This is a genomic window from Nguyenibacter vanlangensis, from assembly GCF_038719015.1.
GTDB classification, from domain to species: domain Bacteria; phylum Pseudomonadota; class Alphaproteobacteria; order Acetobacterales; family Acetobacteraceae; genus Gluconacetobacter; species Gluconacetobacter vanlangensis.
The window spans coordinates 1,827,359-1,848,239 of sequence record NZ_CP152276.1 but is presented as its reverse complement, the minus strand read 5'-3'; the positions used below and the strand labels follow the sequence as shown (position 1 = coordinate 1,848,239).

General features: G+C 62.9%; 22 protein-coding genes and 2 pseudogenes. 16 read left to right on the top strand and 8 right to left on the bottom strand.

All coding sequences use genetic code 11. From position 1 onward, the window contains the following. Positions 1-12 precede the first annotated feature (12 nt). The 3 genes from AAC691_RS08510 to AAC691_RS08500 form a co-directional block, all read right to left on the bottom strand. A complete protein-coding gene (locus tag AAC691_RS08510) occupies positions 13-501 on the bottom strand; it encodes a DUF4411 family protein (RefSeq protein ID WP_323993256.1) in 489 nt (162 codons plus the stop codon). Then, positions 498-1,706, bottom strand: a complete 1,209-nt coding sequence (locus AAC691_RS08505) for an XRE family transcriptional regulator (protein WP_342629707.1) — start codon at positions 1,704-1,706, stop codon at positions 498-500. The genes AAC691_RS08510 and AAC691_RS08505 overlap by 4 nt, the downstream gene beginning before the upstream one ends. An 88-nt stretch (positions 1,707-1,794) precedes the next feature. Then, positions 1,795-2,013, bottom strand: coding sequence for a helix-turn-helix domain-containing protein (locus tag AAC691_RS08500; RefSeq protein ID WP_204737092.1), 219 nt, complete (start codon positions 2,011-2,013; stop codon positions 1,795-1,797). 130 nt (positions 2,014-2,143) lie between these two features. Between AAC691_RS08500 and AAC691_RS08495 the strand changes: the two genes are divergently transcribed. From AAC691_RS08495 to AAC691_RS08435, 13 genes are all read left to right on the top strand, one after another. Beyond that, positions 2,144-2,437, top strand: a complete 294-nt coding sequence (locus tag AAC691_RS08495; protein WP_342630169.1) for a DNA -binding domain-containing protein — start codon at positions 2,144-2,146, stop codon at positions 2,435-2,437. Between the two features lie 118 nt (positions 2,438-2,555). Next, on the top strand, positions 2,556-4,565 hold the full coding sequence (locus AAC691_RS08490) for a conjugal transfer protein TraG (RefSeq protein WP_342629706.1): 2,010 nt from the start codon (positions 2,556-2,558) through the stop codon (positions 4,563-4,565). A gap of 9 nt (positions 4,566-4,574) precedes the next feature. Continuing rightward, on the top strand, positions 4,575-5,021 hold the full coding sequence (locus AAC691_RS08485; protein ID WP_342629705.1) for a CopG family transcriptional regulator: 447 nt from the start codon (positions 4,575-4,577) through the stop codon (positions 5,019-5,021). A 127-nt stretch (positions 5,022-5,148) separates the two neighbouring features. Next, positions 5,149-6,126, top strand: coding sequence for a P-type conjugative transfer ATPase TrbB (gene trbB / locus AAC691_RS08480; protein WP_342629704.1), 978 nt, complete (start codon positions 5,149-5,151; stop codon positions 6,124-6,126). Continuing rightward, a complete protein-coding gene (locus AAC691_RS08475) occupies positions 6,123-6,455 on the top strand; it encodes a TrbC/VirB2 family protein (RefSeq protein WP_342629703.1) in 333 nt (110 codons plus the stop codon). The genes trbB and AAC691_RS08475 overlap by 4 nt, the downstream gene beginning before the upstream one ends. Beyond that, the gene (locus tag AAC691_RS08470) at positions 6,455-6,733 is read left to right on the top strand and encodes a VirB3 family type IV secretion system protein (protein ID WP_342629702.1); all 279 of its coding nucleotides are present in this window, start codon (positions 6,455-6,457) and stop codon (positions 6,731-6,733) included. The genes AAC691_RS08475 and AAC691_RS08470 overlap by 1 nt, the downstream gene beginning before the upstream one ends. A gap of 13 nt (positions 6,734-6,746) precedes the next feature. Beyond that, complete coding sequence (gene trbE, locus AAC691_RS08465; RefSeq protein WP_342629701.1) at positions 6,747-9,179, top strand: conjugal transfer protein TrbE; 2,433 nt, start codon at positions 6,747-6,749, stop codon at positions 9,177-9,179. After that, positions 9,176-9,907 (top strand): P-type conjugative transfer protein TrbJ, encoded by a 732-nt coding sequence (gene trbJ, locus AAC691_RS08460; RefSeq protein ID WP_342629700.1) that lies wholly within the window; start codon positions 9,176-9,178, stop codon positions 9,905-9,907. The genes trbE and trbJ overlap by 4 nt, the downstream gene beginning before the upstream one ends. 20 nt (positions 9,908-9,927) lie before the next feature. Further along, on the top strand, positions 9,928-11,358 hold the full coding sequence (gene trbL / locus AAC691_RS08455; protein ID WP_342629699.1) for a P-type conjugative transfer protein TrbL: 1,431 nt from the start codon (positions 9,928-9,930) through the stop codon (positions 11,356-11,358). A 5-nt stretch (positions 11,359-11,363) separates the two neighbouring features. After that, the gene (gene trbF / locus AAC691_RS08450; protein WP_342629698.1) at positions 11,364-12,047 is read left to right on the top strand and encodes a conjugal transfer protein TrbF; all 684 of its coding nucleotides are present in this window, start codon (positions 11,364-11,366) and stop codon (positions 12,045-12,047) included. Further along, positions 12,044-13,051: a P-type conjugative transfer protein TrbG gene (gene trbG, locus AAC691_RS08445; protein WP_342629697.1), complete on the top strand. Its 1,008-nt coding sequence runs from the start codon at positions 12,044-12,046 to the stop codon at positions 13,049-13,051. Before trbF ends, trbG begins: the two co-directional genes overlap by 4 nt. Continuing rightward, positions 13,048-14,247 (top strand): TrbI/VirB10 family protein, encoded by a 1,200-nt coding sequence (locus tag AAC691_RS08440; protein WP_342629696.1) that lies wholly within the window; start codon positions 13,048-13,050, stop codon positions 14,245-14,247. Before trbG ends, AAC691_RS08440 begins: the two co-directional genes overlap by 4 nt. A 2-nt stretch (positions 14,248-14,249) precedes the next feature. Continuing rightward, positions 14,250-14,480 (top strand): DUF2274 domain-containing protein, encoded by a 231-nt coding sequence (locus AAC691_RS08435; RefSeq protein WP_342629695.1) that lies wholly within the window; start codon positions 14,250-14,252, stop codon positions 14,478-14,480. A 16-nt stretch (positions 14,481-14,496) separates the two neighbouring features. Here the strand turns inward: AAC691_RS08435 and AAC691_RS08430 are convergent, their stop codons facing one another. From AAC691_RS08430 to AAC691_RS08410, 5 genes and pseudogenes are all read right to left on the bottom strand, one after another. Beyond that, the gene (locus AAC691_RS08430; protein WP_342629694.1) at positions 14,497-15,468 is read right to left on the bottom strand and encodes a LysR family transcriptional regulator; all 972 of its coding nucleotides are present in this window, start codon (positions 15,466-15,468) and stop codon (positions 14,497-14,499) included. After that, a complete protein-coding gene (locus AAC691_RS08425) occupies positions 15,465-15,755 on the bottom strand; it encodes a LysR family transcriptional regulator (protein ID WP_342629693.1) in 291 nt (96 codons plus the stop codon). The genes AAC691_RS08430 and AAC691_RS08425 overlap by 4 nt, the downstream gene beginning before the upstream one ends. 64 nt (positions 15,756-15,819) lie before the next feature. Further along, a pseudogene (locus tag AAC691_RS08420) lies at positions 15,820-16,570 on the bottom strand (IS5 family transposase). 79 nt (positions 16,571-16,649) lie between these two features. Continuing rightward, entirely contained in the window at positions 16,650-17,594 is a 945-nt protein-coding gene (locus AAC691_RS08415; RefSeq protein ID WP_342629692.1) for a zinc-dependent alcohol dehydrogenase family protein, read from the bottom strand. A 173-nt stretch (positions 17,595-17,767) separates the two neighbouring features. Then, positions 17,768-18,853 carry a Gfo/Idh/MocA family oxidoreductase gene (locus tag AAC691_RS08410; protein WP_342629691.1) on the bottom strand — a complete coding sequence of 362 codons (1,086 nt, stop codon included), beginning with the start codon at positions 18,851-18,853 and terminating at the stop codon, positions 17,768-17,770. An 85-nt stretch (positions 18,854-18,938) separates the two neighbouring features. On the opposite strand from AAC691_RS08410, the gene AAC691_RS08405 reads away from it, so the two are divergent. The 3 genes and pseudogenes from AAC691_RS08405 to AAC691_RS08395 all read left to right on the top strand — a co-directional run bounded on the left by AAC691_RS08405 (position 18,939) and on the right by AAC691_RS08395 (position 20,832). Continuing rightward, positions 18,939-19,877 carry an AraC family transcriptional regulator gene (locus AAC691_RS08405; RefSeq protein ID WP_342629690.1) on the top strand — a complete coding sequence of 313 codons (939 nt, stop codon included), beginning with the start codon at positions 18,939-18,941 and terminating at the stop codon, positions 19,875-19,877. 231 nt (positions 19,878-20,108) lie between these two features. Then, positions 20,109-20,659, top strand: a pseudogene (locus AAC691_RS08400) (transposase); the annotation flags it as partial. Continuing rightward, positions 20,656-20,832 (top strand): hypothetical protein, encoded by a 177-nt coding sequence (locus AAC691_RS08395; RefSeq protein ID WP_408906073.1) that lies wholly within the window; start codon positions 20,656-20,658, stop codon positions 20,830-20,832. The pseudogene AAC691_RS08400 and the gene AAC691_RS08395, both read left to right, overlap by 4 nt. The last annotated feature ends 49 nt before the right edge of the window (positions 20,833-20,881 follow it).

Below are 20,881 nucleotides of genomic sequence, written 5' to 3'. Positions count from 1 at the left end.
ACCGCAATCGATCTACTTGATCGAGAATTTCAGTTCTCGGTAAAGTACGAAATCGTTAATGCAACGCACACCGAATGTGGTGCAGATGTCAGGAATTTTTCTTTTCGACCGAGTTACGCTCGGTTTGGAATTTTCCTTCGTGACGACAACGCGGTTGGGTTTCATGATAGCGGCGGCAACCAAAAACGGGTCGCGCCCAATTTGTTCCAGTTCCACATCGTTCAGGTCGGGAGCATAGCCCTGTGCCACTACACGCTGCACAGTTGCAAGATCCGAGGTCTCTTTAAGGACGAGAGCATCCTTGACGGTCTGTTGCCTTAGCCATTCAGCTAATAGACCGTTAGAAGGGGCGACTTCATCATAGATTTCTCGAGGCGTCTTAATCCTGTTTCGCTCTGCCATTACGAGCAACCATTCCCAGAATTGGGGAATTCTGTCGACCGGATAGTAGTCTTCGTGCGCGCGGATCAGGACATTTGCATCAAGGAGATAGAGATTCATGCGGCGTGGCTTCGTTCTTGCAGAAGAAGATCCACGGACGTAGGTCTCACGCCAAGAATTTTGGCGGCTCTGGTATGAGTCAGAATTTCGCCCTGTAGCGCGCGACGCACCACATTCAGAAGGCTGTTTCCCAGGCGATGTCGTCGAATCATGTAGTAGCTCGGGCCGCCGCCATCAGGTGTCGACGGACGCTTCTTCTGGTCACGCCATCGTGCGGCAAAAATCAGGAACACCGCCGCCGCAACTTCGCTGGAAATCTTGCGCATGCTGACAAGGCGATAGGTTACCACGGCCTGACTTACGTTCCAGGTCTCGGCAATACGCGCGGTTGCCGCAATGACCGTTTCAGCATCGGCTTCATCTAGATCAGGGAGTTGCGCGTCAGCTTCATTCGGTAGCAGGAACTCTCCTGCAACCTTATTGCAAAATCGCTCGATCGAATTCTCGGATGTCCATCCAAGGGGACCGCTGATGCCGCTTGCACCAATCCAGATATGCGCCAGTTCATGCATCAGGGTAAAGGCGCGTGCAGGAGCTGCATCGTTGTCATTGATGACGACAAAAGGCGCGACGTCATCGGCCAGGGCGAAGCCACGGAATACGTCTTCGCCGATATCCGAATGATGCGAACCCAGGTCGCCCAGAAGCAGGATGTAAATACCGATCTTTTCGGCCGCTGCACGAAGCAGCGTGAACAGCGCGACGGAGTCCCTGGCAGCCTTTTGTTCCCCTGGGGTGATAGCCAGCGCGGCCCGGATGGCAGAGACGACGGCTTGCGTGCCCTGCTTCATGGTAGCCGAACCGACGATGGGAAGAGGTAGACCTTCGTCTTCGTCTTCCAGCACCTCTCGCAGCATCTGTTGCCGGGCTTTGACATCTCTTACCAGAGTATCGAGCAGCGCATTCTCACGAGCTGATCCTCTGGTTCCGGAGACGGTGCGGAAATCCTCTCCACGTTCACCGCGTTGTGGCGGGGCAGGCAGATAAAACGACACGAGCGGACGACGGTAGGCTGTAACGGCTTTCTGGAGCAGCGAGTCGGTCAGAGGACGTTCGCCATGTTCGATCGAGCGCAGTTTGTCAGCGGCTGTCTGCTTTGCGCTATTCTTCAGGGCAAGCTTCTCGGCTGCCTCCTCAAGGGATAGCCCTGCGGTCTCCCGCGCCCAGGTCATCATCCCTGGATTGATATGCACTGCCTGTGCCATTGGCTCCCGAAGTCGTTGTGCCGCTCTGTAACGCGCAATCGTAATGTGGTGTGACTCTCGTGCCAAGCACCGAAACGCGAGCCGCTTCTCACCGTCTTGCACGAACGTCCAGCAACTCACCAGGCTCTACATTGAGAGCCATAGCGATCCTGCCGAGGATGGTGACACTGGCCGAAACACGCGCGCGCTCGATCGAGCCGATATAGCGGGCGCTGAGACCGGTCATCTCGGCAAGCTCTTCCTGCGTCAGATCGCGGTCATGGCGGATGCGCCGCAGATTGGCCGCCATGACGTCCTTGAGGTCCATGCCCCATGGGTGCGGGTAGGGGAACGATCATTCTAGGAACGATCGTTCCTATTCGTCTTGCGCCGCGGGAACTTTGACCGCACGATGCGTAGAGCGACCAGTCGACCATGGGGTGCCCCTCGTGCAGGATATCACGCCGACCCAGGATAGGCCTGATCCCGCGATCGCCGCCGAGGCCCCCTGCGGCCCGGCGCTGACCGCCTACGACCATCTCCATCACGTGACCTACCTGCGCCTACTCGACGCGGAGGCGGACGGCGCGGACTGGCGCGAGGTCGCGCGGATCGTGCTCGGCCGCGACGCGACGGCGGACGAGCCCGGCGCGCGCCGCTGCTGGGACTCGCACATGGCGCGGGCACGCTGGATGCGCGATACCGGCTATCGCCAACTGCTGACCATATCGGGTGGTCGAACGGCGCATTGAGCGCACCGTCCTATTCCTTAGCCTTTCGCCGCCGGTTGCCGCACAGGCGCGGAATCCGCTTGCGGAAATCCCCGCCGTTCCTTCGCTGACGGACTGGTGTCCTGTCAGGGAGGAAGCCATGTCCGCCACGCGCGTGCTCTGGGGCCAGGTGATCCTGGTCCTGACGATCGTCATCCTGTTCTGGTGGGCGGCGACGGAATGGACCTCCTGGCGGCTGGGCTTCCAGCCCGCGCTGGGGCGGCCCTGGTTCCTGCTGGACCATCGCTGGCCGGTCTATGCCCCGCCGCTGTTCTTCTGGTGGTGGTACGAATTTGATGCTTACGCGCCCTCGGTGTTCGTGCGGGGCGCGCGGATCGGCGTCGCCGGCGTCATCCTGGCGGTGATCGTCGCGTTCGCGCTGCCGATCTGGCGGGCGCGGGAACGGCGGCGGGTGGAAACCTACGGTTCCGCCCGCTGGGCCAGCGGGCAGGAGGTCGCCGGGGCCGGGTTGCTCGGTCCCGACGGGCTGGTGCTGGGACGGTATCGCCGCGCCTACCTGCGCCATGACGGTCCCGACCATGTGCTGTGCTTCGCGCCGACGCGCAGCGGCAAGGGCGTCGGGCTGGTGATCCCGACCCTGCTGACCTGGCCCGGCTCGGCGATCGTCCATGACATCAAGGGGGAGAACTGGGAGCTGACCGCGGGTTTCCGCGCGACCTTCGGCCGCGCGCTGCTGTTTGACCCCACCAATCGGGCGTCCGCCGCCTACAACCCGCTGCTGGAGGTCCGACCGGGGGAATATGAGGTGCGCGATGTCCAGAACATCGCCGACATCCTGGTCGATCCCGAGGGGGCGCTGGAGCGGCGCAACCATTGGGAGAAGACTTCCCATTCCCTGCTGGTCGGCGCGATCCTGCATGTCCTCTATGCCGAGGCGGACAAGACGCTGGCCGGAGTGGCCAATGTCCTGTCCGACCCGCAGCGCTCGATCGAAGCCACCCTGGCGACGATGATGCGCACGAACCATCTCGGGACAAAGGGGCCGCATCCCGTCGTGGCCTCGGTGGCACGGGAATTGCTGAACAAGTCGGACAATGAGCGCTCCGGCGTGCTGTCCACCGCTATGTCGTTCCTCGGCCTCTATCGCGACCCCGTGGTCGCTCACGTCACAAGCCGCTGCGACTGGCGGATCGCGGATCCGGTTCAGGGCGACCGGCCCGCCTCGCTCTACCTCGTCGTGCCGCCCTCGGACATCAGCCGGACCAAGCCGCTGATCCGGCTGGTGCTGAACCAGATCGGCCGCAGGTTGACCGAGGATCTCGACGCGGCGGGGAAGCGCCGGCGCCTGCTGCTGATGCTCGACGAGTTCCCCGCCCTGGGACGGCTGGATTTCTTCGAGAGCGCGCTGGCCTTCATGGCCGGCTACCGCATCCGGGCCTTCCTGATCGCCCAGTCGCTGAACCAGATCGAGAAAGCCTATGGCCCCAACAATGCGATCCTCGACAACTGCCATGTCCGGGTCAGCTTCGCGACCAATGACGAGCGCACCGCGAAACGGGTGTCCGACGCGCTCGGCACGGCGACCGAGCAGCGGGATGCCACCAATTACGCCGGCCACCGTCTCTCGCCCTGGCTGGGACATCTCATGGTCTCCCGCCAGGAGACGGCACGGCCCCTGTTGACGCCGGGCGAGGTGCAGCAGCTTCCCGACCATGAGGAACTGGTCATGCTCGCCGGCTGCCCGCCGATCCGCGCGCTCAAGGCTCGCTATTACGACGATCCGCGCTTCCGGGAGCGTGTCCTGTCGCCGCCCGAGCCCGCCATCCGCGGGGAAGGGGAAACCATTTGTGTCGCCGATGCCTGGGCAGGGGTCAGCGTGGCGCCTGATCCGGCGAGCGCGTCAAACGAGGAACCCGCTTCCACACAGGGAACGACCGAGGGCGCCGACACCGACGGCGGGATCCGGCGCGAGCCGGACCTGCCGGAGCACGAGGATATCGCACCGGAGCGGCCCGACCCCGCCTGGGAATTCGATCTCCCTGAGGAGGACCAGGACGAAGAGGCGCGCCGGGCGGCGGAATGGCTCCGGACGCAGCGGGGTGTCGCGCGCCAGGCCGGCATGGATCCGGCCGACGGGCTGGGCTTGTAGGGGGCCATCATGCAGAAGCGCAGCCGACGCCTGAACATCTATTTCGACCCGGCCATCCTTAAGCAGCTGGAAGCGCGCGCCGCACGGCGGGATCTCTCGAAATCGGCGCTGGTCGAGACCGCGGTGCTGTCCTTCCTGACGGATGACGCCGTCGAACGGCAGGAGGCCGCGACGTCGCGGCGGCTGGACCGCATGTCGCGCCAGATCGCCGGCCTGGAGGAAGACCTTTCCATCCTGGCGGAGACCCTGACCCTGTTCATCCGCTTCTGGCTGACCAGCACCCCGCCGCTGCCGGAGAGCGCGCGGGCCTCGGCGCGGGCGATGGGGCTGGAGCGGTTCGAAGGGTTCCTGACGGCGCTAGAGCGGCGCCTGGCGACCGGCGACCGATTCCTGCGCGAGCGCTCGCGTGACATCGCCGCGCGGCAGGGGGCAGCGGAGAACGACCCGACCGAATAGCTGTCCGTTTCCTACCCGAACGCCGCATCGACCGAATTCGTTGTTGCGGCCCAATAAATCCGCCCCTTTCTAATCATCCCCGTCGTCGTCCGGAACCGCTGGACGGCCTGAACGGACGGGGACGCGCATGCCGGTCGCAGCAATCGAAAACAGTGTCAGGACACGCGGCATGTCCATGCTGCGCACGGCGATGGGGCTGGCTATCGCAACACACCTCGCCGATCCATCCGTGATCGAGGTGATGCTGAACCCGGACGGGCGGCTGTGGATCGACCGTCTGTCCGAGGGACTGGCGGACACCGGAGGCCGTGTCACACCGGCCGATGCCGAGCGCATTGTCCGCCTGGTCGCGCACCATGTCGGCACCGAGGTGCATGACGCCGCACCGCGCGTGTCGGCGGAGCTGCCGACCGGCGAGCGGTTCGAGGGGCTGCTGCCCCCGGTGGTAGCTGCTCCCAGCTTCGCCATCCGCAAGCCGGCGGTCGCGGTGTTCACCCTCGACGATTACGTCGCCACCGGGATCATGACGGATGGCCAGGCGAAGTTCCTGCGCCGGGCGGTTGCGGAGCGACGGAACGTTCTGGTCGCCGGTGGCACCTCGACCGGCAAGACCACCCTGGTCAACGCCCTGCTCGCTGAGGTCGCGAAAACCGATGATCGGATCGTGCTGATCGAGGACACGCGCGAATTGCAATGCGCCGCGCCCAACCTAGTGGCGCTGCGTACCCGCGACGGCGTGGTGTCCCTCTCCGATCTTGTCCGCTCGGCGCTGCGTCTGCGGCCCGATCGGATTCCGATCGGCGAGGTGCGCGGCCCCGAGGCGCTGGATCTCCTGAAAGCCTGGGGCACCGGCCACCCCGGTGGCATCGGCACCCTGCATGCCGGCACTGCCTTGGGCGCCCTGCGCCGCCTGGAGCAGCTGATCCAGGAGATCGTCGTCACCGTGCCGCGCGCCCTGATCGCCGAGACCATCGACGTCATCGCCGTGCTGTCCGGCCGGGGACCACAGCGCCGCCTGTCCGAACTCGCCACGGTTAGCGGGCTCGATCCTGCGACCGGCGACTATCGCCTCCATCCAGTCCAGACCAATGGAGAATCCCAATGATTCAGTCCATCCCCCGCGTGCGGCAGCACGCCGCCACGATCGCGTCTGCTGCCCTGCTGACGGCGGTGTTCGGTTCCAGTGCCTGGGCGTCGGGCTCCGGCATGCCGTGGGAGCAGCCGCTGACCCAGATCCTGGACTCGGTACAGGGACCGGTCGCCAAGATCGTCTCGGTGATCATCATCACCGTCACCGGCCTGACCCTGGCGTTCGGCGAAAGTTCGGGCGGCTTCCGCCGCCTGATCCAGATCGTCTTCGGCCTGTCGATAGCCTTCGCGGCGTCGAGCTTCTTCCTGTCGTTCTTCTCCTTCGCCGGCGGGGCGCTGATCTGATGGCCGCCGGCTATGAGGACGACGCGGTGCCGGGCTTCCATGTCCCGGTGCATCGTTCGCTGACCGAGCCGATCCTGCTCGGTGGCGCGCCGCGCACGGTGGCGATTGCCAATGGCACGCTGGCCGCCGCGATCACGCTGGGCCTGCGGCTGTGGCTGATCGGGGCCGCGTTCTGGATCGTCGGGCACAGTCTGGCGGTGTGGGGCGCCAAACGCGATCCGCTGTTCGTCGAGGTGGGACGGCGGCATCTCCGCTACCCCGCCTGGCTCCGGGCATAGGGAGGGCAGGGCGATGATGTCCCTTGGCGAGTATCGCAACCGCGCTGCCCTCCTGTCGGATTTTCTGCCCTGGGCCGCGCTTGTTGAAAAAGGCGTCGTCCTGAACAAGGACGGTTCCTTTCAGCGCACGGCAAAAATTCGTGGTCCCGATCTGGACAGCGCCACACCGGCGGAGCTGGTCGGTGTGACGGGGCGGCTAAACAATGCGCTCCGTCGTCTTGGTTCCGGCTGGGCGGTGTTTGTCGAGGCGCAGCGCATCCCGGCGACAGTATATCCCGAGAGTGATTTCCCCGACGCCGCTTCGCACATGGTCGATCTGGAACGCCGGGAGCAGTTCGAGGACGAGGGTGCGCATTTCGAGAGCCGGTATTTCCTGACGCTCGTCTGGCTGCCTCCTGCGGAATCATCAGGTCGCGCCGAACGGTTTCTCTATGAGGGTCGGAAGCGTGATGGGCCGGACCCGCACGGCATTCTGAATGTTTTCATCGATCGCAGCGACCGGCTTCTGGCCCTGTTGGACGGTTTCATGCCGAAAGCGACCTGGCTCGATGATGGCGAGACACTGACCTACCTGCATTCGACCATTTCGACGCGCAGCCAGCGTGTGCGGGTGCCGGAAATCCCGATGCATCTGGATGCCCTGCTGGTGGACCAGCCGCTGTCGGGCGGTCTGGAACCGAAACTCGGTGATGCGTATCTGAAAACCCTGACGATCACCGGTTTCCCGTCGCGGACCTTCCCCGGAATCCTCGACGACCTGAACCGGCTGGCCATGCCCTATCGCTGGTCCACCCGCGCCATCCTGCTCGACAAGACGGACGCGACAAAGGTTCTGACGAAGATCCGTCGCCAGTGGTTCGCCAAGCGGAAATCGATTGCGGCCATCGTGCGCGAGGTCATGACCAACGAGGCCTCCGTTCTCGTGGACAATGATGCCGCCAACAAGGCGGTTGATGCCGATCTGGCCTTGCAGTCCCTCGGTGCTGACGATGTCGGGCAGGCGTACATCACCGCGACCATCACGGTGTGGGATGGCAGTGCCAGCATTGCCGCTGAAAAACTCCGTCTGGTGGAAAAGATCATTCAGGGCCGCGACTTTGCCTGTATGGCGGAAAGCCTCAACTCTGTGGAGGCATGGCTGGGATCGTTGCCCGGCCATGTCTACGCCAATGTGCGGCAGCCGCCGGTCTCGACGCTGAACCTCGCGCATATGATCCCGCTGTCGGCTGTCTGGGCCGGGCCGGAGCAAGACGGGCATTTCCGTGCGCCGCCGCTGTTCTACGGCAAGACAGCGGGTGCCACGCCGTTCCGGTTTTCCCTGCATGTCGGCGATGTCGGCCACACGCTGATCGCAGGACCGACAGGAGCGGGCAAATCGGTGCTGCTGGCGCTGATGGTGCTCCAGTTCCGCCGTTATGCGGGATCGCAGGTCTTTGCCTTCGATTTCGGTGGCTCGCTGCGGGCGGCGACGCTGGCCATGGGCGGGGACTGGCACGATCTTGGCGGCGGTCTGACAGACGAGGGCGATGGACATTCTGCCGTCTCCCTCCAACCGCTGGCACGAATTGATGACCCGGACGAGCGCAAATGGGCCACGGAATGGCTCGGCCAGATTCTCGTGGGCGAGGGCGTCGCGCTGACGCCCGACGTCAAAGCCCATCTTTGGTCGGCGTTGAACTCGCTCGCGTCATCGCCCTCCCATGAGCGCACCCTGTCGGGGCTGGTCGCGCTGCTGCAATCCAACGCGCTGAAGCAGGCGCTGGCGCCCTATTGCCTCGGCGGCCCCTATGGCCGGCTGCTGGACGCTGATGCCGAGCGGCTGGGCGATGCGGAAATCGTCGTGTTCGAGACCGAGGGGCTGATCGGCTCCGATGCGGCGTCGCCGGTGCTGTCCTATCTGTTCCACCGCATCGGAGGGCGTCTCGACGGGCGGCCGACCCTGCTGGTGATCGATGAGGGCTGGCTGGTGCTGGACGATGGCGATTTCGCCGGCCAGTTGCGGGAATGGCTGAAGACGCTGCGTAAGAAGAACGCCTCAGTCGTTTTTGCCACCCAGTCCCTGTCCGACATCGCCAATAGCCGGATCGCGCCGGCGGTGGTGGAAAGCTGCCCGACGCGGATCTTCCTGCCCAACGAACGGGCGATCGAGCCGCAGATCATGGCGCTTTACCGCGATTTCGGGCTGAACGACCGCCAGATCGGGATCATCGCCCGTGCCGCGGCGAAGCGGGACTATTACTGCCAGACTCAGCGCGGCAACCGGCTGTTCGAACTGGGGCTCGGACCGGTTGCACTGGCGCTGTGCGCCGCCTCGGGCAAGGACGATCATCAGCTGATCGACCAGGTGCTGGCCGAGCATGGGCGGAGCGGATTTCTCCCGGCCTGGTTCGCGGCGCGCGGTGTCACCTGGGTGGCAGACCTTCTACACGACGGAGGTATGCCATGAAGCGTCTCGTGCTCCTTTACGGCATCGTCAGCGTTTTATCTCTTTCCGCCATTCCGGCCCGTGCGCAATGGGCGGTCTTCGACGGTGCCAATTTTGGCCAGAACGTGCTCCAGGCCGCTCGCGCGTTGCAGCAGATCGACAACCAGATCGCGTCGCTGGCCAACCAGGCACAGATGCTGGTCAATCAGGCGAAGAATCTCGCTTCCTTGCCGCTCTCAACATTGTCGACGCTGCAATCAACGATTTCCCAGACCATGGCCCTGCTCACGCAGGCGCAGAACATTGCCTACAGCGTCCACTCGGTCGAGCAGCAATACCAACAGGCCTACACCTCGATTTCGTCGGGGATGTCGGATAGCGCCCTGTTCAGTCAGGCGCAGACCCGTTGGAGGAACGCGGTCGGCGGGTTTGAGGACGCGCTGAAGACCCAGGCCCAGGTGGTGGGCAACATTCCAAGTGACAGCAGCGCCATGACGCAATTGGTTTCGGCCAGCCAGAGTTCGAGCGGCGCGCTTCAGGCCGCGCAAGCAGGCAATCAGTTTCTGGCCCTGCAATCGCGCCAGCTTTCCGATGTCATCGCGGTCCTGTCCGCTAACGGACGGGCCGCTGATCTTCAGCAGGCGCGCGAGGCGGCAGCCGAAGCAGAAGGCCAGGCGCAATACGAACATTTCGCGCAGCACGACGCCTACGTGCCCGGCGCCGTCTCTGTGTTCAATGACGGGAACTGACGGTCATGGCGGGAACGGGCATGACGAATGCAGGCGTCATCGACAATTTCCTGAATATTTTCACCACCACGATCGATACCGGTTTCGGTCTGGTGAAGGGCAATGTGGTCTCGCTCGCCGGATCACTCTCCGTCCTCGACATCGCGCTCGCCGGGCTGTTCTGGGCCTGGGCGGCGGACGAGGACATCATCCAGCGTCTGGTGAAAAAGACGCTCTATATCGGTTTCTTCGTATTCATCATCGACAATTTCGACGCTCTCTCGAAGAGGGTCTTCGACAGTTTTGCCACCCTTGGCCTGAAGGTCGGCGGCGGCAAGCTGGCGCTCGGTGATTTCGTGCATCCCGGCAGGCTGGCGGCGACCGGGTTTGACGCGGCCCAGCCGCTGCTGGATGCGATGCACCAGTTCCTCGACCCGATCCATTTTTTCACCGGCTTCGCCCAGATCGCGGTGTTCCTGATCTCCTGGTTCATCGTCATGGCGGCGTTCTTCGTGCTGGCCGTGCAGCTTTTCGTGGCGATCATTGAGTTCAAGCTCACCACGCTCGCAGGGTTCATCCTGATTCCCTTCGCGCTGTTCAACCGCACGGCCTTCCTCGCCGAGAAGGTGCTGGGCAATGTGGTGTCCTCCGGCGTCAAGATCATGGTTTTCGCCGTGATCAGCGCCATTGCTTCCACGCTGTTCTCGCAGTTCACCACCTCTTACGGCGACAGCCTGCCGACCATCGGCCAGGCGCTCTCGGTGGTGCTCGCCGCCCTCGCGATGATCGGGCTCGCCATCTACGGCGGCAGCGTCGCCAACGGGCTGATTTCCGGCGCGCCCCAGCTTGGCGCGGGAGCGGCGGCCGGGACTGCTATGGCGGTCGGGGCGATGGGCGCCGCTGCCGTGGCCGCACCCGCCGCCCTGGCGTCGGGCGGGGCTGCCGCACTCGGTGCCACGGCAGCCGCCGCACGGGGAGGGGCTGCGATCGCAGGGGCTGCGACCACGGCCTACAGCGCCGGAGCGGCGGGAGTGGGCGGCGCCGGAAGTGTGGCGGCCGGCATCGGCGGAATGGGCCGGGCTGTTGGTGGCGCTGCCGTGAACGCGGCGAAGAGCAAGGTCGGCGCGGCGGCCTCGTCATTGAAGGAAAGCTACGCGTCCGGCGGACGCTGGGCCGCCGGTGGGATGGGCGGCGGGGGAGAAGGCGACGGTCCGTCGGATAACGGTGGGTCTTCAGGCCCGTCCGGCGGAGGTGATCCCGGTGCCGGGCCTGCCGGTAGCGGTAACCCTCGTGGTGGCCCCTCGGGAGGCGGCCCTGATGGCGGCGACGCCCCCAACGGCAAGCCGCCCCGCTGGGCGCGGAAAATGAAGCGTCGCAATGCCGCGGCCCATGCGGCGGAAGCCGCCAATGTCATCCGCTCCGCCGATGGCGGCGGCGGAAATTCCAGCATCGACCTTTCGGAGAAAGAATGATGGCGATGTTCCGTCGCGCGACCACCAATTATGGCATCACGCCCGAGCCCGTCACGCCCTACCAGAAGGCGGCGCAGCTCTGGGACGAGCGTATTGGCTCCGCCCGCGTCCAAGCGCGTAACTGGCGCGTCATGGCCTTTGGCTCGTTGCTGCTCTCGGCCGGGCTCGGCGCGGCGCTGGTCTGGCAGTCGGCGCGCGGCACCATCGTGCCCTGGGTGGTGCAGGTGGACAAATTGGGCGAGGCGCAAATCGTGGCCCCGGCCATGGCCGGCTACACGCCCACCGATCCGCAGATTGCCTGGTCTCTGGCACGCTTCATCGAGGACGTGCGCGGCCTGTCCTCCGACCCGGTGGTGGTCCGGCAGGACTGGCTGCGCGCCTATGATTTCACCACTGCTTCCGGCGCGGCGGCGTTGAATGACGAGGCCCGGCTCAATGATCCATTTTCCCGGATCGGGCGCGAGCAGGTCGAGGTGGATGTGTCCTCGGTCATTCGGGCGTCACCGGCGAGTTTCCGTGTCGCCTGGACCGAGCGGCATTACCGCGATGGCGCCTACACGGGCACTGAACGCTGGACGGCGATCCTCTCGGTGTTGATCGCGCCGCCGCATGACGCCGATCGGCTACGCCGCAACCCGCTCGGCATCTACGTCTCCGCCATCAACTGGTCGAAGGAGCTTGGACAATGATCCGCATGGTCATGCGTGCCCTGCCGCTGATGCTGCTCGCCGTGTCCGCCTGCGCGGGGCAGTACCACCCGCCGGCCATACGCTATGACGACGCCGTGCGAGCGATGCGCCTACCGGATCCGCCGAAGCCGGTGCAGGTGGTCGCGGTGCCGCAGCCGCTGCCGCTGCCCGGCCAATTGAAGCCGCTGCCGTCGCACCGCTCGTTCCGGCAGACCACGTCATCCGATGCGGTCGATCCGGCCGCGCGGGTGACCCAGGCCAATCTGGCGGCGCGGATCCAGCCGACGCGGGCTGGCTTCATCAACGCGGTGCAGGTTTATCCCTACAGCGCCGGCGCACTCTATCAGGTCTATGCCGCGCCCGGCGAGATCACCGACATCATGCTCCAGCCGGGCGAGAAGCTGGTCGGCAGCGGCCCGGAGGCCGCCGGCGACACGGTACGCTGGATCATCGGCGATACCGAGAGCGGGGCAGGGGCGACCAGGCGCGTTCATATTCTGGTCAAGCCGACCAGGCCAGATCTGGTCACCAACCTGATCGTCAATACCGACCGGCGGACCTATCTCGCCGAGCTGCGCTCCACCCCCGCCACCTACATGGCCTCGGTGTCCTGGGACTATCCCGAGGACGATCTGATCGCCCTCCACCGCCAGGACGCGGCCTCCGAGGATGAGGCGCCCGTCGATACCGGGCTGGACCTCAATGCCCTCAATTTCCGTTACGTGATCCAGGACGTCAAAGGCGGCGTGCCGCCCTGGCAGCCGCTCCGCGCCTTCGATGACGGGAACAAGGTCTATATCGCCTTTCCGTCCGGGATCGGACAGGGCGAACTGCCGCCGCTGTTCGTGCTGGGCCCGGACGGCAATCCGGCGCTGGTCAATTACCGCGTTCGGCAGAACTGGATGATCGTCGACCGGCTGTTTGCCGCCGCCGAACTGCGGCTGGGCGATAAGCACAGCGAGCAGCGTGTGCGCATCGTCCGCACCGACGGGCGGCGGTCATGACGGACGATCATGATCGCGATGATCGACGCGATGCCGGAGAAGCGGCCTCCTCGCAGACGCCTGTGGCGCCGCCCGATTTGCGCCTGCGTGGCGATCGGCCGCGCGTGGTGCGGCTTTCGCGCCGGGTCGTCTGGTCGCTGGGTGGAGCAGGGGCCATCGCGGTGGCCTTCGCGCTGGGGTATGCCCTGCAGGCCAGCCATCATGCGCCATCTGCCTTTGCGAATCAGGATACCAGTTCGCGCCCTGCCGCGGCGGGGCTGGAGGCTCTGCCGAAGGAATATAGCGGCGTGCCCAAGCTGGGACCGGCGCTGCCCGGCGATCTTGGTAAGCCGATTCTCAACGCGCAGCAGCAGGGCAAGTCGATCCCGGTCAATGCCATCGGCAATGATGACGCGCGCCGCGCCCAGCAGGAGATCGATGCCGCGATCGGCAGCAAGCTGTTCGTCCAGGTCGGGCAGGGGGATCGGGGTGGCGGCACTGCCGCTCCGATGGTAGGGACAGTGGCCGGAGCGGGAAGTCCATCGCGGCCGAGCGACATCGACCCGCAGGCGGGAAACCGCGGCTTTTTGGCGCAGGCGGTCGATCACCGCACGGTCAGTTTGGAACGGATCGTGGCGCCGGCTTCGCCCTATATACTCCAGGCGGGCACAGCCATCGCCGGTGCGCTCAATACTGCGGTGAATTCCGGCCTGCCGGGGCAACTTGCCGGCCATGTGACGCAGAACGTCTATGACAGCCCGACCGGACGCTATCTTCTGATTCCCCAGGGCAGCACGCTGGTCGGCCAGTACAGCAGTGCGATCGCCTTCGGGCAGGACCGCACGCTGGTGATCTGGACCCGGCTGATCCTTCCGGACGGGGAGTCCGTCGTGCTGGAGAACCTGCCGGGCGCCGACGCGATCGGCCAGGCCGGGCTCTCCGATCAGGTCGATCGGCACTGGGGCGAACTGTTCAAGGCGGCGCTGGTGACCACCATGCTCAGCGTGGGGTCCGAGGCCGGGACGTCCTTCGGCGAGAACAATCTGATGCAGGCGATCCGTAGTGGGGCGTCGAACGGGTTTTCGATGGTCGGCAATCGGCTGATCGACCGCAGCCTCAATGTCCAGCCGACCCTGACCGACCGGCCGGGCCTGCCGTTCGTCGTGGTTCTGAATCGGGACCTGATACTCAGGCCCTGGCATGAGAGGGAGAGGTGACGATGGCGACCTTGAAGATTACCAGGGTAATGGACGAGAAGCCGGTAAAGTTGACGTTGGAGCTGCCAGCTCACGTCTTCCGGGATCTGAAGGCTTATGCCGATATCATTGCGTCGTCAGGATCGGGTGGTGCGCAAGTGGACGAGGCCCATCTGGCCGTCCGCATGATTCAACATTTCATGCAGGAAGACCGCGTTTTCCAGCGAGAGCGTCAGCGGAAGCCCGATTGCTGAGCAGGTCACGGATCGATCAAATCGTGCCATCAGGTTTGCTGTTCCGGTATGCTTCCGACAGCTCACGAATGATTTTCAGCAGGCTCCTCAGAGAGGGGTTGATGTTTTGTCGTGACCAGAGCGCGCAAAAGGTAATCATGAGAGGCGTTTCGCCGATCGGCCGGAACGTCAGGCCGCGCAACGTGAGGCCGCGCGTCGCTTCTGTGGTCAGTGCGATCGCGCGTCTGCGCACCACCTCGGTCAGTAGCGTATCTCGTCCGACATGCAGATGCTCGATCTTCCTAGGCTCTCCGCTCTGTCTTACCAGCGGTAACGCACGTTCCATGAGATGCGGACCGATGCCGTGGCTTCGTACCAGAAATTTGCGATCAACCAAGTCCCGCCATGAAAGGTGCGATGCAGCAGCAAGCGGATCGTCCGCGCGCAGGGCCACGATCACCTGCTCCTCCCAGAGGGGCATGGCGTCGAGCAAGTCGTGAGCGAAACGTTCTGTGATCGCGCCGCAGGGAACGAAAACAATATCCAGTTTGCGCCGGCGAACACACCTGGTGAAATCGCTGTTATCGATTTCTTTACATATAAGCCGTATCTCCGGCAGCGCGCTGTCAACTCGCCTCAAGATCTCGTCCGCAGGATCGGTGGCGAATGAAGATTGAAGGCCTATGCGTACGGCGGCTCTACGGACTTCGATGGCAGTGTCGGCGACGTCGAGAGATTTACCGATCAGGTTGACGGCTTCCGTGACGAATTCGAGGAAAACTCGCCCGCGCGGCGTCATCCGGACACCCTTCTGCCGTTCAAAAAGGGGAAAACCAATCGTTTCCTCAAGCGCGGCAATACGGCTGCTGATGGCCGATTGGGCGATGCCGAGCGTATCGCCTGCTTTGTGAAAACTAAGCTGTTCGGAAACAACCAGTGCCTGTGTCAGAGAAATGAGTGACAGGCGGCCACTTGCGAGATATTTATAAAGTGTTGATTGATCGATCATGCGTTATTTTGTCGATGATGAGAGAGTAGATCATCGCCATGATTGGGGGTGTATAGGGCCCCCCTCAGCGCATAGTCGATTCGAGTGAGAACCGTGCGTGCGTGGTTGAGGAACTCACTGCCTGCATTGGTGAGCATGACACCGCCCGAGTGACGGATAAACAGAGCAACGCCAATCTCGTCTTCAAGGTCGCGGGTGCCTCGGCTCACCGTAGACTCCCACACATCGAGTTCCGACGCAGTTTGCCGAAAACTACTTTTTTCCATAGCTACCAGAACATAGCGCATATGTTGCCATACAGTTCTGGAAATGCGCAATTTTATAACCATAATCACTAGGGTCTGTGGGGATTTAGCGTGAGTTGATGACACCTGCGGCGAGATATATCATCGCCTCGAAGCTCCGGTCGGTTTTGCAGGCTCGCATGGCGATGCGCTTGAACTCCTTGAGTTTGCAGAAGAAGTTCTCGATCAGGTGACGCCATTTGTATATCTCTTCGTCAATGGCGCGCGGGTTCTTGCGCTGTGACCGTTGTGAGATGACGACTTTCGCGCCTCGCTGGTCGAGTTCTTCGATGATCCAGTTGGCATCAAAGGCCTTGTCGCCCAGCAGGGCTTCGAAGTTGATGCCATCGATCAAAGGGCGACGCCGATCGTGTCGTAGCGGTTCCCCGGTAGCAGTTTGAAGCGAACAAGGTTGCCCAAGGCATCGGTCAGGGCCAGGATCTTGGTCGTTATCCCGCCTTTGGAACGACCAATGGCCTGGCTCTGAGTCCCCCCTTTGCGCCTTGGCCGTGCCGGTGGACCTTGACGATAGTGGCATCAACCATGGCGTATTCCATGTCGGGGTCTCCCGACAAGGCATCAAAAATCCGCTTGAAAACATCGGCTTCGCGCCAATCACGAAACCGGCGGAATGCCGTATTCCAGTTGCCGAATGTGGCAGGAAGGTCCCGCCATGGGCTGCCTGTTCGGACAATCCAAAGAACCGCCTCAATGAATAGCCGGTTGTCGCGGCCACTGCGTCCGGGATCAGACAGCTTACCCAGGCAATGCGGTTCTATCTTCGCCCATTGGGCATCGGTCAGTACTAAGCGATCCATCCAGAGGGTGAATCACATCTCCGCTAAAATAGGAATCCCAAATCCCCACAGACCCTAGACCAGAGCATAAGCAGCCCGCTTAAATGGTCATGACGATCTTGCCGACATGGTCGTTCGATTCCATGTAGCGGTGCGCTTCGGCAATCTGATCCAATTTGAATATCTTGCCGATCTTGGGCTTGAATGTGCTGTCCTCTAAATGATCGAAGATGTAGCGTTTGGCTTCGTCAAGGGCGGGTGGGTCCAGATAGAGTTCTGAGACCGAATATGCACGCAGCGAGAGAGCCTTTTTCAGGGCTTCGAATATGGGATAAGGAGTCGCTTCCTCCGCCAATACTCCACATGCGAGATACAGACCCTTGCGGGCCGTGGCTTGCATGAGAGTTTCGATGCCGGTGCCGAGCACCATGTCCATGACAATTCCCGCGCCTTTCCCGCCTGTGATCGCCATGACCCGGTCAACCACGTCCTCTTCTTCCGAAACGATGACGTGGTGCGCCCCCAATGCAAGAAGCGTCTCCCTCTTGGCTGCGCTGCGCGTAACGGCGATGCTCGTCGCCCCCTCGGCGTTCACGATGTCTATCGCAGCAAGGCCGACGCTGCTGCTTGCGGCGGTAATCAGAACGAAGTCGTCCCGAGCTACCTTCGCGCAACTGACGATGGCGCCATAGGCTGTCAGGTACTGCATCCAGATGGATGCAGCTTCCACAGCCGTCAGTCCTTCTGGATAAGCTGCAAACGAAACCGCCGGAACGGTAGCCAGTTCACCGCTGACGCCATATCGATCAGGCGGGAAATTGGGGATCGTGCTACCTCGTTGGCCGATCAGGTGTCGATCGACGCCTGGGCCGACCGCTTCGACGATACCGGCAGCTTCGTAGCCGATCTTCGATGGAAACGTCGGTTGGGTAGGCGACTTGCCCTGCCGATACAGTATGTCCGAGCGATTTACGGCAGCCGCCTCCACGCGAAGCCTGATCTCGCCCTCGCCGGGAATTGGAATCGGGAGATGCTCGACCTTCAAGACATCAGGGCTTCCCGACTCGTGGAAGCGTATGACCCGAGTAGTATGATCGGGCATCGTGTAACCTCCGATGAATTCAATGTTATCGAGAAATCCGCAACAATTGCGGCACCACAGCATTATCCTCGCCTGTACCGACGGAATGTACGGCAGCAGTGGCGCGATTGCGGCTTTTAGCTCGGCTTCCAATCTATACGGCGACCCGTCGTCGAGGACTCGACAAAGGCTTCAAGTAGCTGACGCAAGCGCGCTGCGTCGTCGAAGGTCGGCAGGAGCGGGCTATTCGCCGCGTAGCCGGCATAGAGCTGCGCGGTCTGAAAGGCATAGTCGGAGAGGTCGCCCTGTGAGGGCCACGCCGGATCGTCGGGTATCTCGATCGGTACGAGCGGCTGATCGTCACCGCGTGCTCCTGAAAGCACGAGATCGTTCGAGAGTGCCAAGTCGCCTTCGGTGCCAGTGAACGTCCAGGAGAGGCTGGCCCCGTTCCTCTTGCCGGCTTCCATCCGCGCCGAGAGTATCGCGCCCGAACGGAGCGTGCCCGCCAAGGCGACCTGATCGGGTGCCGTCACGGGTGTCGCTCGCCCGGTCTCCTCAATGACGGTCTCGTCGAACTGACGTGAAACGAGCGCGGTGAAACTCGCCGGCTCACCGACGATGGAAAGGGCAACGTCCAGATAGTGGGCGGTGTGCAGATGGAGCGCATTGATGCCGCTTTCCACCGCCGCCGTATAGGCCAGGGCCTCCGGTCGGCGGGCGCCGAGGCGGTTTGCCGAACCCGTAAAGTTCACCGACCTGAGCTTCCCGATGTACCCACTCTCGATCAACTCGCGCAGATGGCGGACGCCCGGCGCGACGCGGCGCTGCAATCCGGCGACGGTGCGTACACCGTTCTTGCGCGCGATTTCCGCTAGTTCGATCGTATCGGTGAGGGTGCCGCCGACCGGCCATTCGCAAAACACGTCCTTCTTTGCCGCAAGGGCGGCACCGACCAGCGGGGCATGAAGCGGCGCACGCACCGATACGACAACCAGATCGACATCGGGATGCTCGATGAGCGGTTCGGGTCGATCGAAGGCATGCGGTGCGCCGAACGCCTTCGCGGTCTCTTGGGCGCTCTCCATGCGGGTCGTGCTCACGGCGACGAGCCGGAATTGGGGTAAGGCTGTTATGGCTGGGAGATGAGCGATGCTTGCCCAAGTGTATCCGGGGCTTGCGCCGATGATGCCGATCCCGATGGGGTTTTTGGGAGTGTGGGTCATGGTCCGCACATTACACCATGCGCCTGGACGAATACCGCTAGAACGTCCATAATAATATCGCAATCATCCAAAAACGGACAATGATATGGACGTATTGACGGATCTCCTGCGCGGCGTCCGCTCGCGCAATCAGATCTATGGGCTTCTCGACCTCAGCGCTCCTTGGGGGCTGCGCGTGTCCAGCTTGGACAGGCTCTCCTTCTACTCAGTGCTGCGCGGAAGCGCTGTGCTGAGCAGCCATGACAAGAGCCTGGAGATCGGCGCCGGGGAAGTCGTTCTCGTCAGGAAGGGCGTCGCCCATTCGCTCAAGGATCGCGCGTGCTCCCGGACTGTTAGCGTCGAGGAGCTATTTGCCGAGTTGGGCGGACACTGCGGCGGCATCATCCCCATTGGCGGCGGCGGCGTGGGCTCGGAAATTCTGGCTGGGGGGTTTTTGTTCGAGACTACGGTCCTTGATCCGCTCTTTGCGAACCTGCCTGACTTGCTGCATGTTCGGAGTGATTGTGCCGAAGCGGCACGCCTCCTCGAATCGACACTCAACATCATGGCGTCCGAAATGCGCGCAGGCGCCCCAGGACACGAAATGATCGCAAGCCGTCTTGCGGACATTCTCTTCATCCACGCCCTCCGCTTTCACGTTCGCGACTCGTTGTGTAAGTCCGCCAACTGGCTCACGGCGATCACTGACCCAAAACTCGCCGCCGCGTTCCGCCGGATGCACGAACGACCGGACGAGCCCTGGACGGTGGAAATGCTCGCTAGGACTGCTGCCATGTCGCGCTCGGCGTTCGCCCAGCGATTCACGGTGGTGCTTGGGCTCGGTCCGCTGACTTATCTCACACGCTGGCGCATGCATCGAGCGGCTGAGATGCTATCTGTCGAGACAGTCAACGTGTGCGAGATAGCCGCACGAGTAGGCTACGAGACCGAAAGTGCCTTCGCAAAGGTGTTCAAGCGGCACTTCGGCGAGACGCCGGCGATCTACCGTCGCCGCCACCGACGGAACGGAGGGGATGAGGGCTGACTTCGCTTCGGCGAACGGCGTGGAGCCCCTATCCCTACTTATTTACAAAAATTCATAGGGATATCGCCATGTGTGACGGCAGATTTTTCCCACGACGAAAAACTTGTTCGATTAATTTTGGTAGTATGGACATTGACCACGGTACGATTGAGCAAAAAATTTCGTAAAGGCGCCTAATATATTTGAGATATTGGGATCTGGCACTAATTTTTCTCCGCGTATCACATCTAAAATCTCCATGGCACGTTGATCGATGCCTGGGCCTTGATGAAGAGCTTCCGGCGCAAGGACGGCGGCGACGATGATCCGGACGGTCCAGGTCGCAACGCCGAGCGCGATTTCCGGGACGACAAGCGTACCAACGAGACACACACCTCCACCACCGATCCGGACGCTCGGCTCTATCGCACGTCGAATGGCCAAGCGTCACGGCTCCGCTATATGAGCCATCTGCTGATCGAGAACCGGAATGGCTTGATCGTGGACGTTCGCACCACGCATGCCACCGGTCGGGCCGAACGTGAGGCCGCCGAGATCATGATCGCAGCGGTCACACGGGGGCGGCGCGTCACCCTTGGGACTGACAAGGCCTACGACGCGGCTACGCCGTCAGTCAGTGCATCCGCAAGCGGATCGAGGAGTCGTTCGGCTGGATCAAGGCGACCGCAGGTCTGCGCAGAACCCGCCATCGCGGGCTTGGACGTGTCGGCTGGGTCGTTACCCTGACCGCCGCAGCGGCAAATCTGATCAGATTGCCAAAGCTCCTGGGAACTCTGCCATGAGCAGGACCTCTGGTCACTCGATGGTCGGTGCCATCTTTCCGGGGTTGGCCTATCAGTGCGGCAACCTGATCGCCGCCGGCAATGCCCTGTTGCAGACCGAGATCGCCATTCTGCTGGGCACCGGCCTGGCGTCGGCGCTGATGCTGACGGTGGGGGGGGTATCGTCGTGGTGACGCTGATCATCCTCAACGTGCATGTCTATGCGCGCTATCGCCCGCCCTG

Excerpts from the sequence above, each read along its gene's own strand:
- trbL (WP_342629699.1), top strand. The coding sequence starts at position 9,928 with ATGACGAATGCAGGCGTCATCGACAATTTCCTGAATATTTTCACCACC.
- trbG (WP_342629697.1), top strand. The coding sequence starts at position 12,044 with ATGATCCGCATGGTCATGCGTGCCCTGCCGCTGATGCTGCTCGCCGTG.
- AAC691_RS08510 (WP_323993256.1), bottom strand. The coding sequence starts at position 501 with ATGAATCTCTATCTCCTTGATGCAAATGTCCTGATCCGCGCGCACGAA.
- AAC691_RS08425 (WP_342629693.1), bottom strand. The coding sequence starts at position 15,755 with ATGCGCTATGTTCTGGTAGCTATGGAAAAAAGTAGTTTTCGGCAAACT.
- AAC691_RS08485 (WP_342629705.1), top strand. The coding sequence starts at position 4,575 with ATGCAGAAGCGCAGCCGACGCCTGAACATCTATTTCGACCCGGCCATC.
- AAC691_RS08500 (WP_204737092.1), bottom strand. The coding sequence starts at position 2,013 with ATGGACCTCAAGGACGTCATGGCGGCCAATCTGCGGCGCATCCGCCAT.
- trbE (WP_342629701.1), top strand. The coding sequence starts at position 6,747 with ATGATGTCCCTTGGCGAGTATCGCAACCGCGCTGCCCTCCTGTCGGAT.
- AAC691_RS08475 (WP_342629703.1), top strand. The coding sequence starts at position 6,123 with ATGATTCAGTCCATCCCCCGCGTGCGGCAGCACGCCGCCACGATCGCG.
- AAC691_RS08435 (WP_342629695.1), top strand. The coding sequence starts at position 14,250 with ATGGCGACCTTGAAGATTACCAGGGTAATGGACGAGAAGCCGGTAAAG.
- AAC691_RS08405 (WP_342629690.1), top strand. The coding sequence starts at position 18,939 with ATGGACGTATTGACGGATCTCCTGCGCGGCGTCCGCTCGCGCAATCAG.
- AAC691_RS08440 (WP_342629696.1), top strand. The coding sequence starts at position 13,048 with ATGACGGACGATCATGATCGCGATGATCGACGCGATGCCGGAGAAGCG.
- AAC691_RS08470 (WP_342629702.1), top strand. The coding sequence starts at position 6,455 with ATGGCCGCCGGCTATGAGGACGACGCGGTGCCGGGCTTCCATGTCCCG.
- AAC691_RS08410 (WP_342629691.1), bottom strand. The coding sequence starts at position 18,853 with ATGACCCACACTCCCAAAAACCCCATCGGGATCGGCATCATCGGCGCA.
- AAC691_RS08490 (WP_342629706.1), top strand. The coding sequence starts at position 2,556 with ATGTCCGCCACGCGCGTGCTCTGGGGCCAGGTGATCCTGGTCCTGACG.
- AAC691_RS08430 (WP_342629694.1), bottom strand. The coding sequence starts at position 15,468 with ATGATCGATCAATCAACACTTTATAAATATCTCGCAAGTGGCCGCCTG.
- trbJ (WP_342629700.1), top strand. The coding sequence starts at position 9,176 with ATGAAGCGTCTCGTGCTCCTTTACGGCATCGTCAGCGTTTTATCTCTT.
- AAC691_RS08395 (WP_408906073.1), top strand. The coding sequence starts at position 20,656 with ATGAGCAGGACCTCTGGTCACTCGATGGTCGGTGCCATCTTTCCGGGG.
- AAC691_RS08505 (WP_342629707.1), bottom strand. The coding sequence starts at position 1,706 with ATGGCACAGGCAGTGCATATCAATCCAGGGATGATGACCTGGGCGCGG.
- trbF (WP_342629698.1), top strand. The coding sequence starts at position 11,364 with ATGTTCCGTCGCGCGACCACCAATTATGGCATCACGCCCGAGCCCGTC.
- trbB (WP_342629704.1), top strand. The coding sequence starts at position 5,149 with ATGCCGGTCGCAGCAATCGAAAACAGTGTCAGGACACGCGGCATGTCC.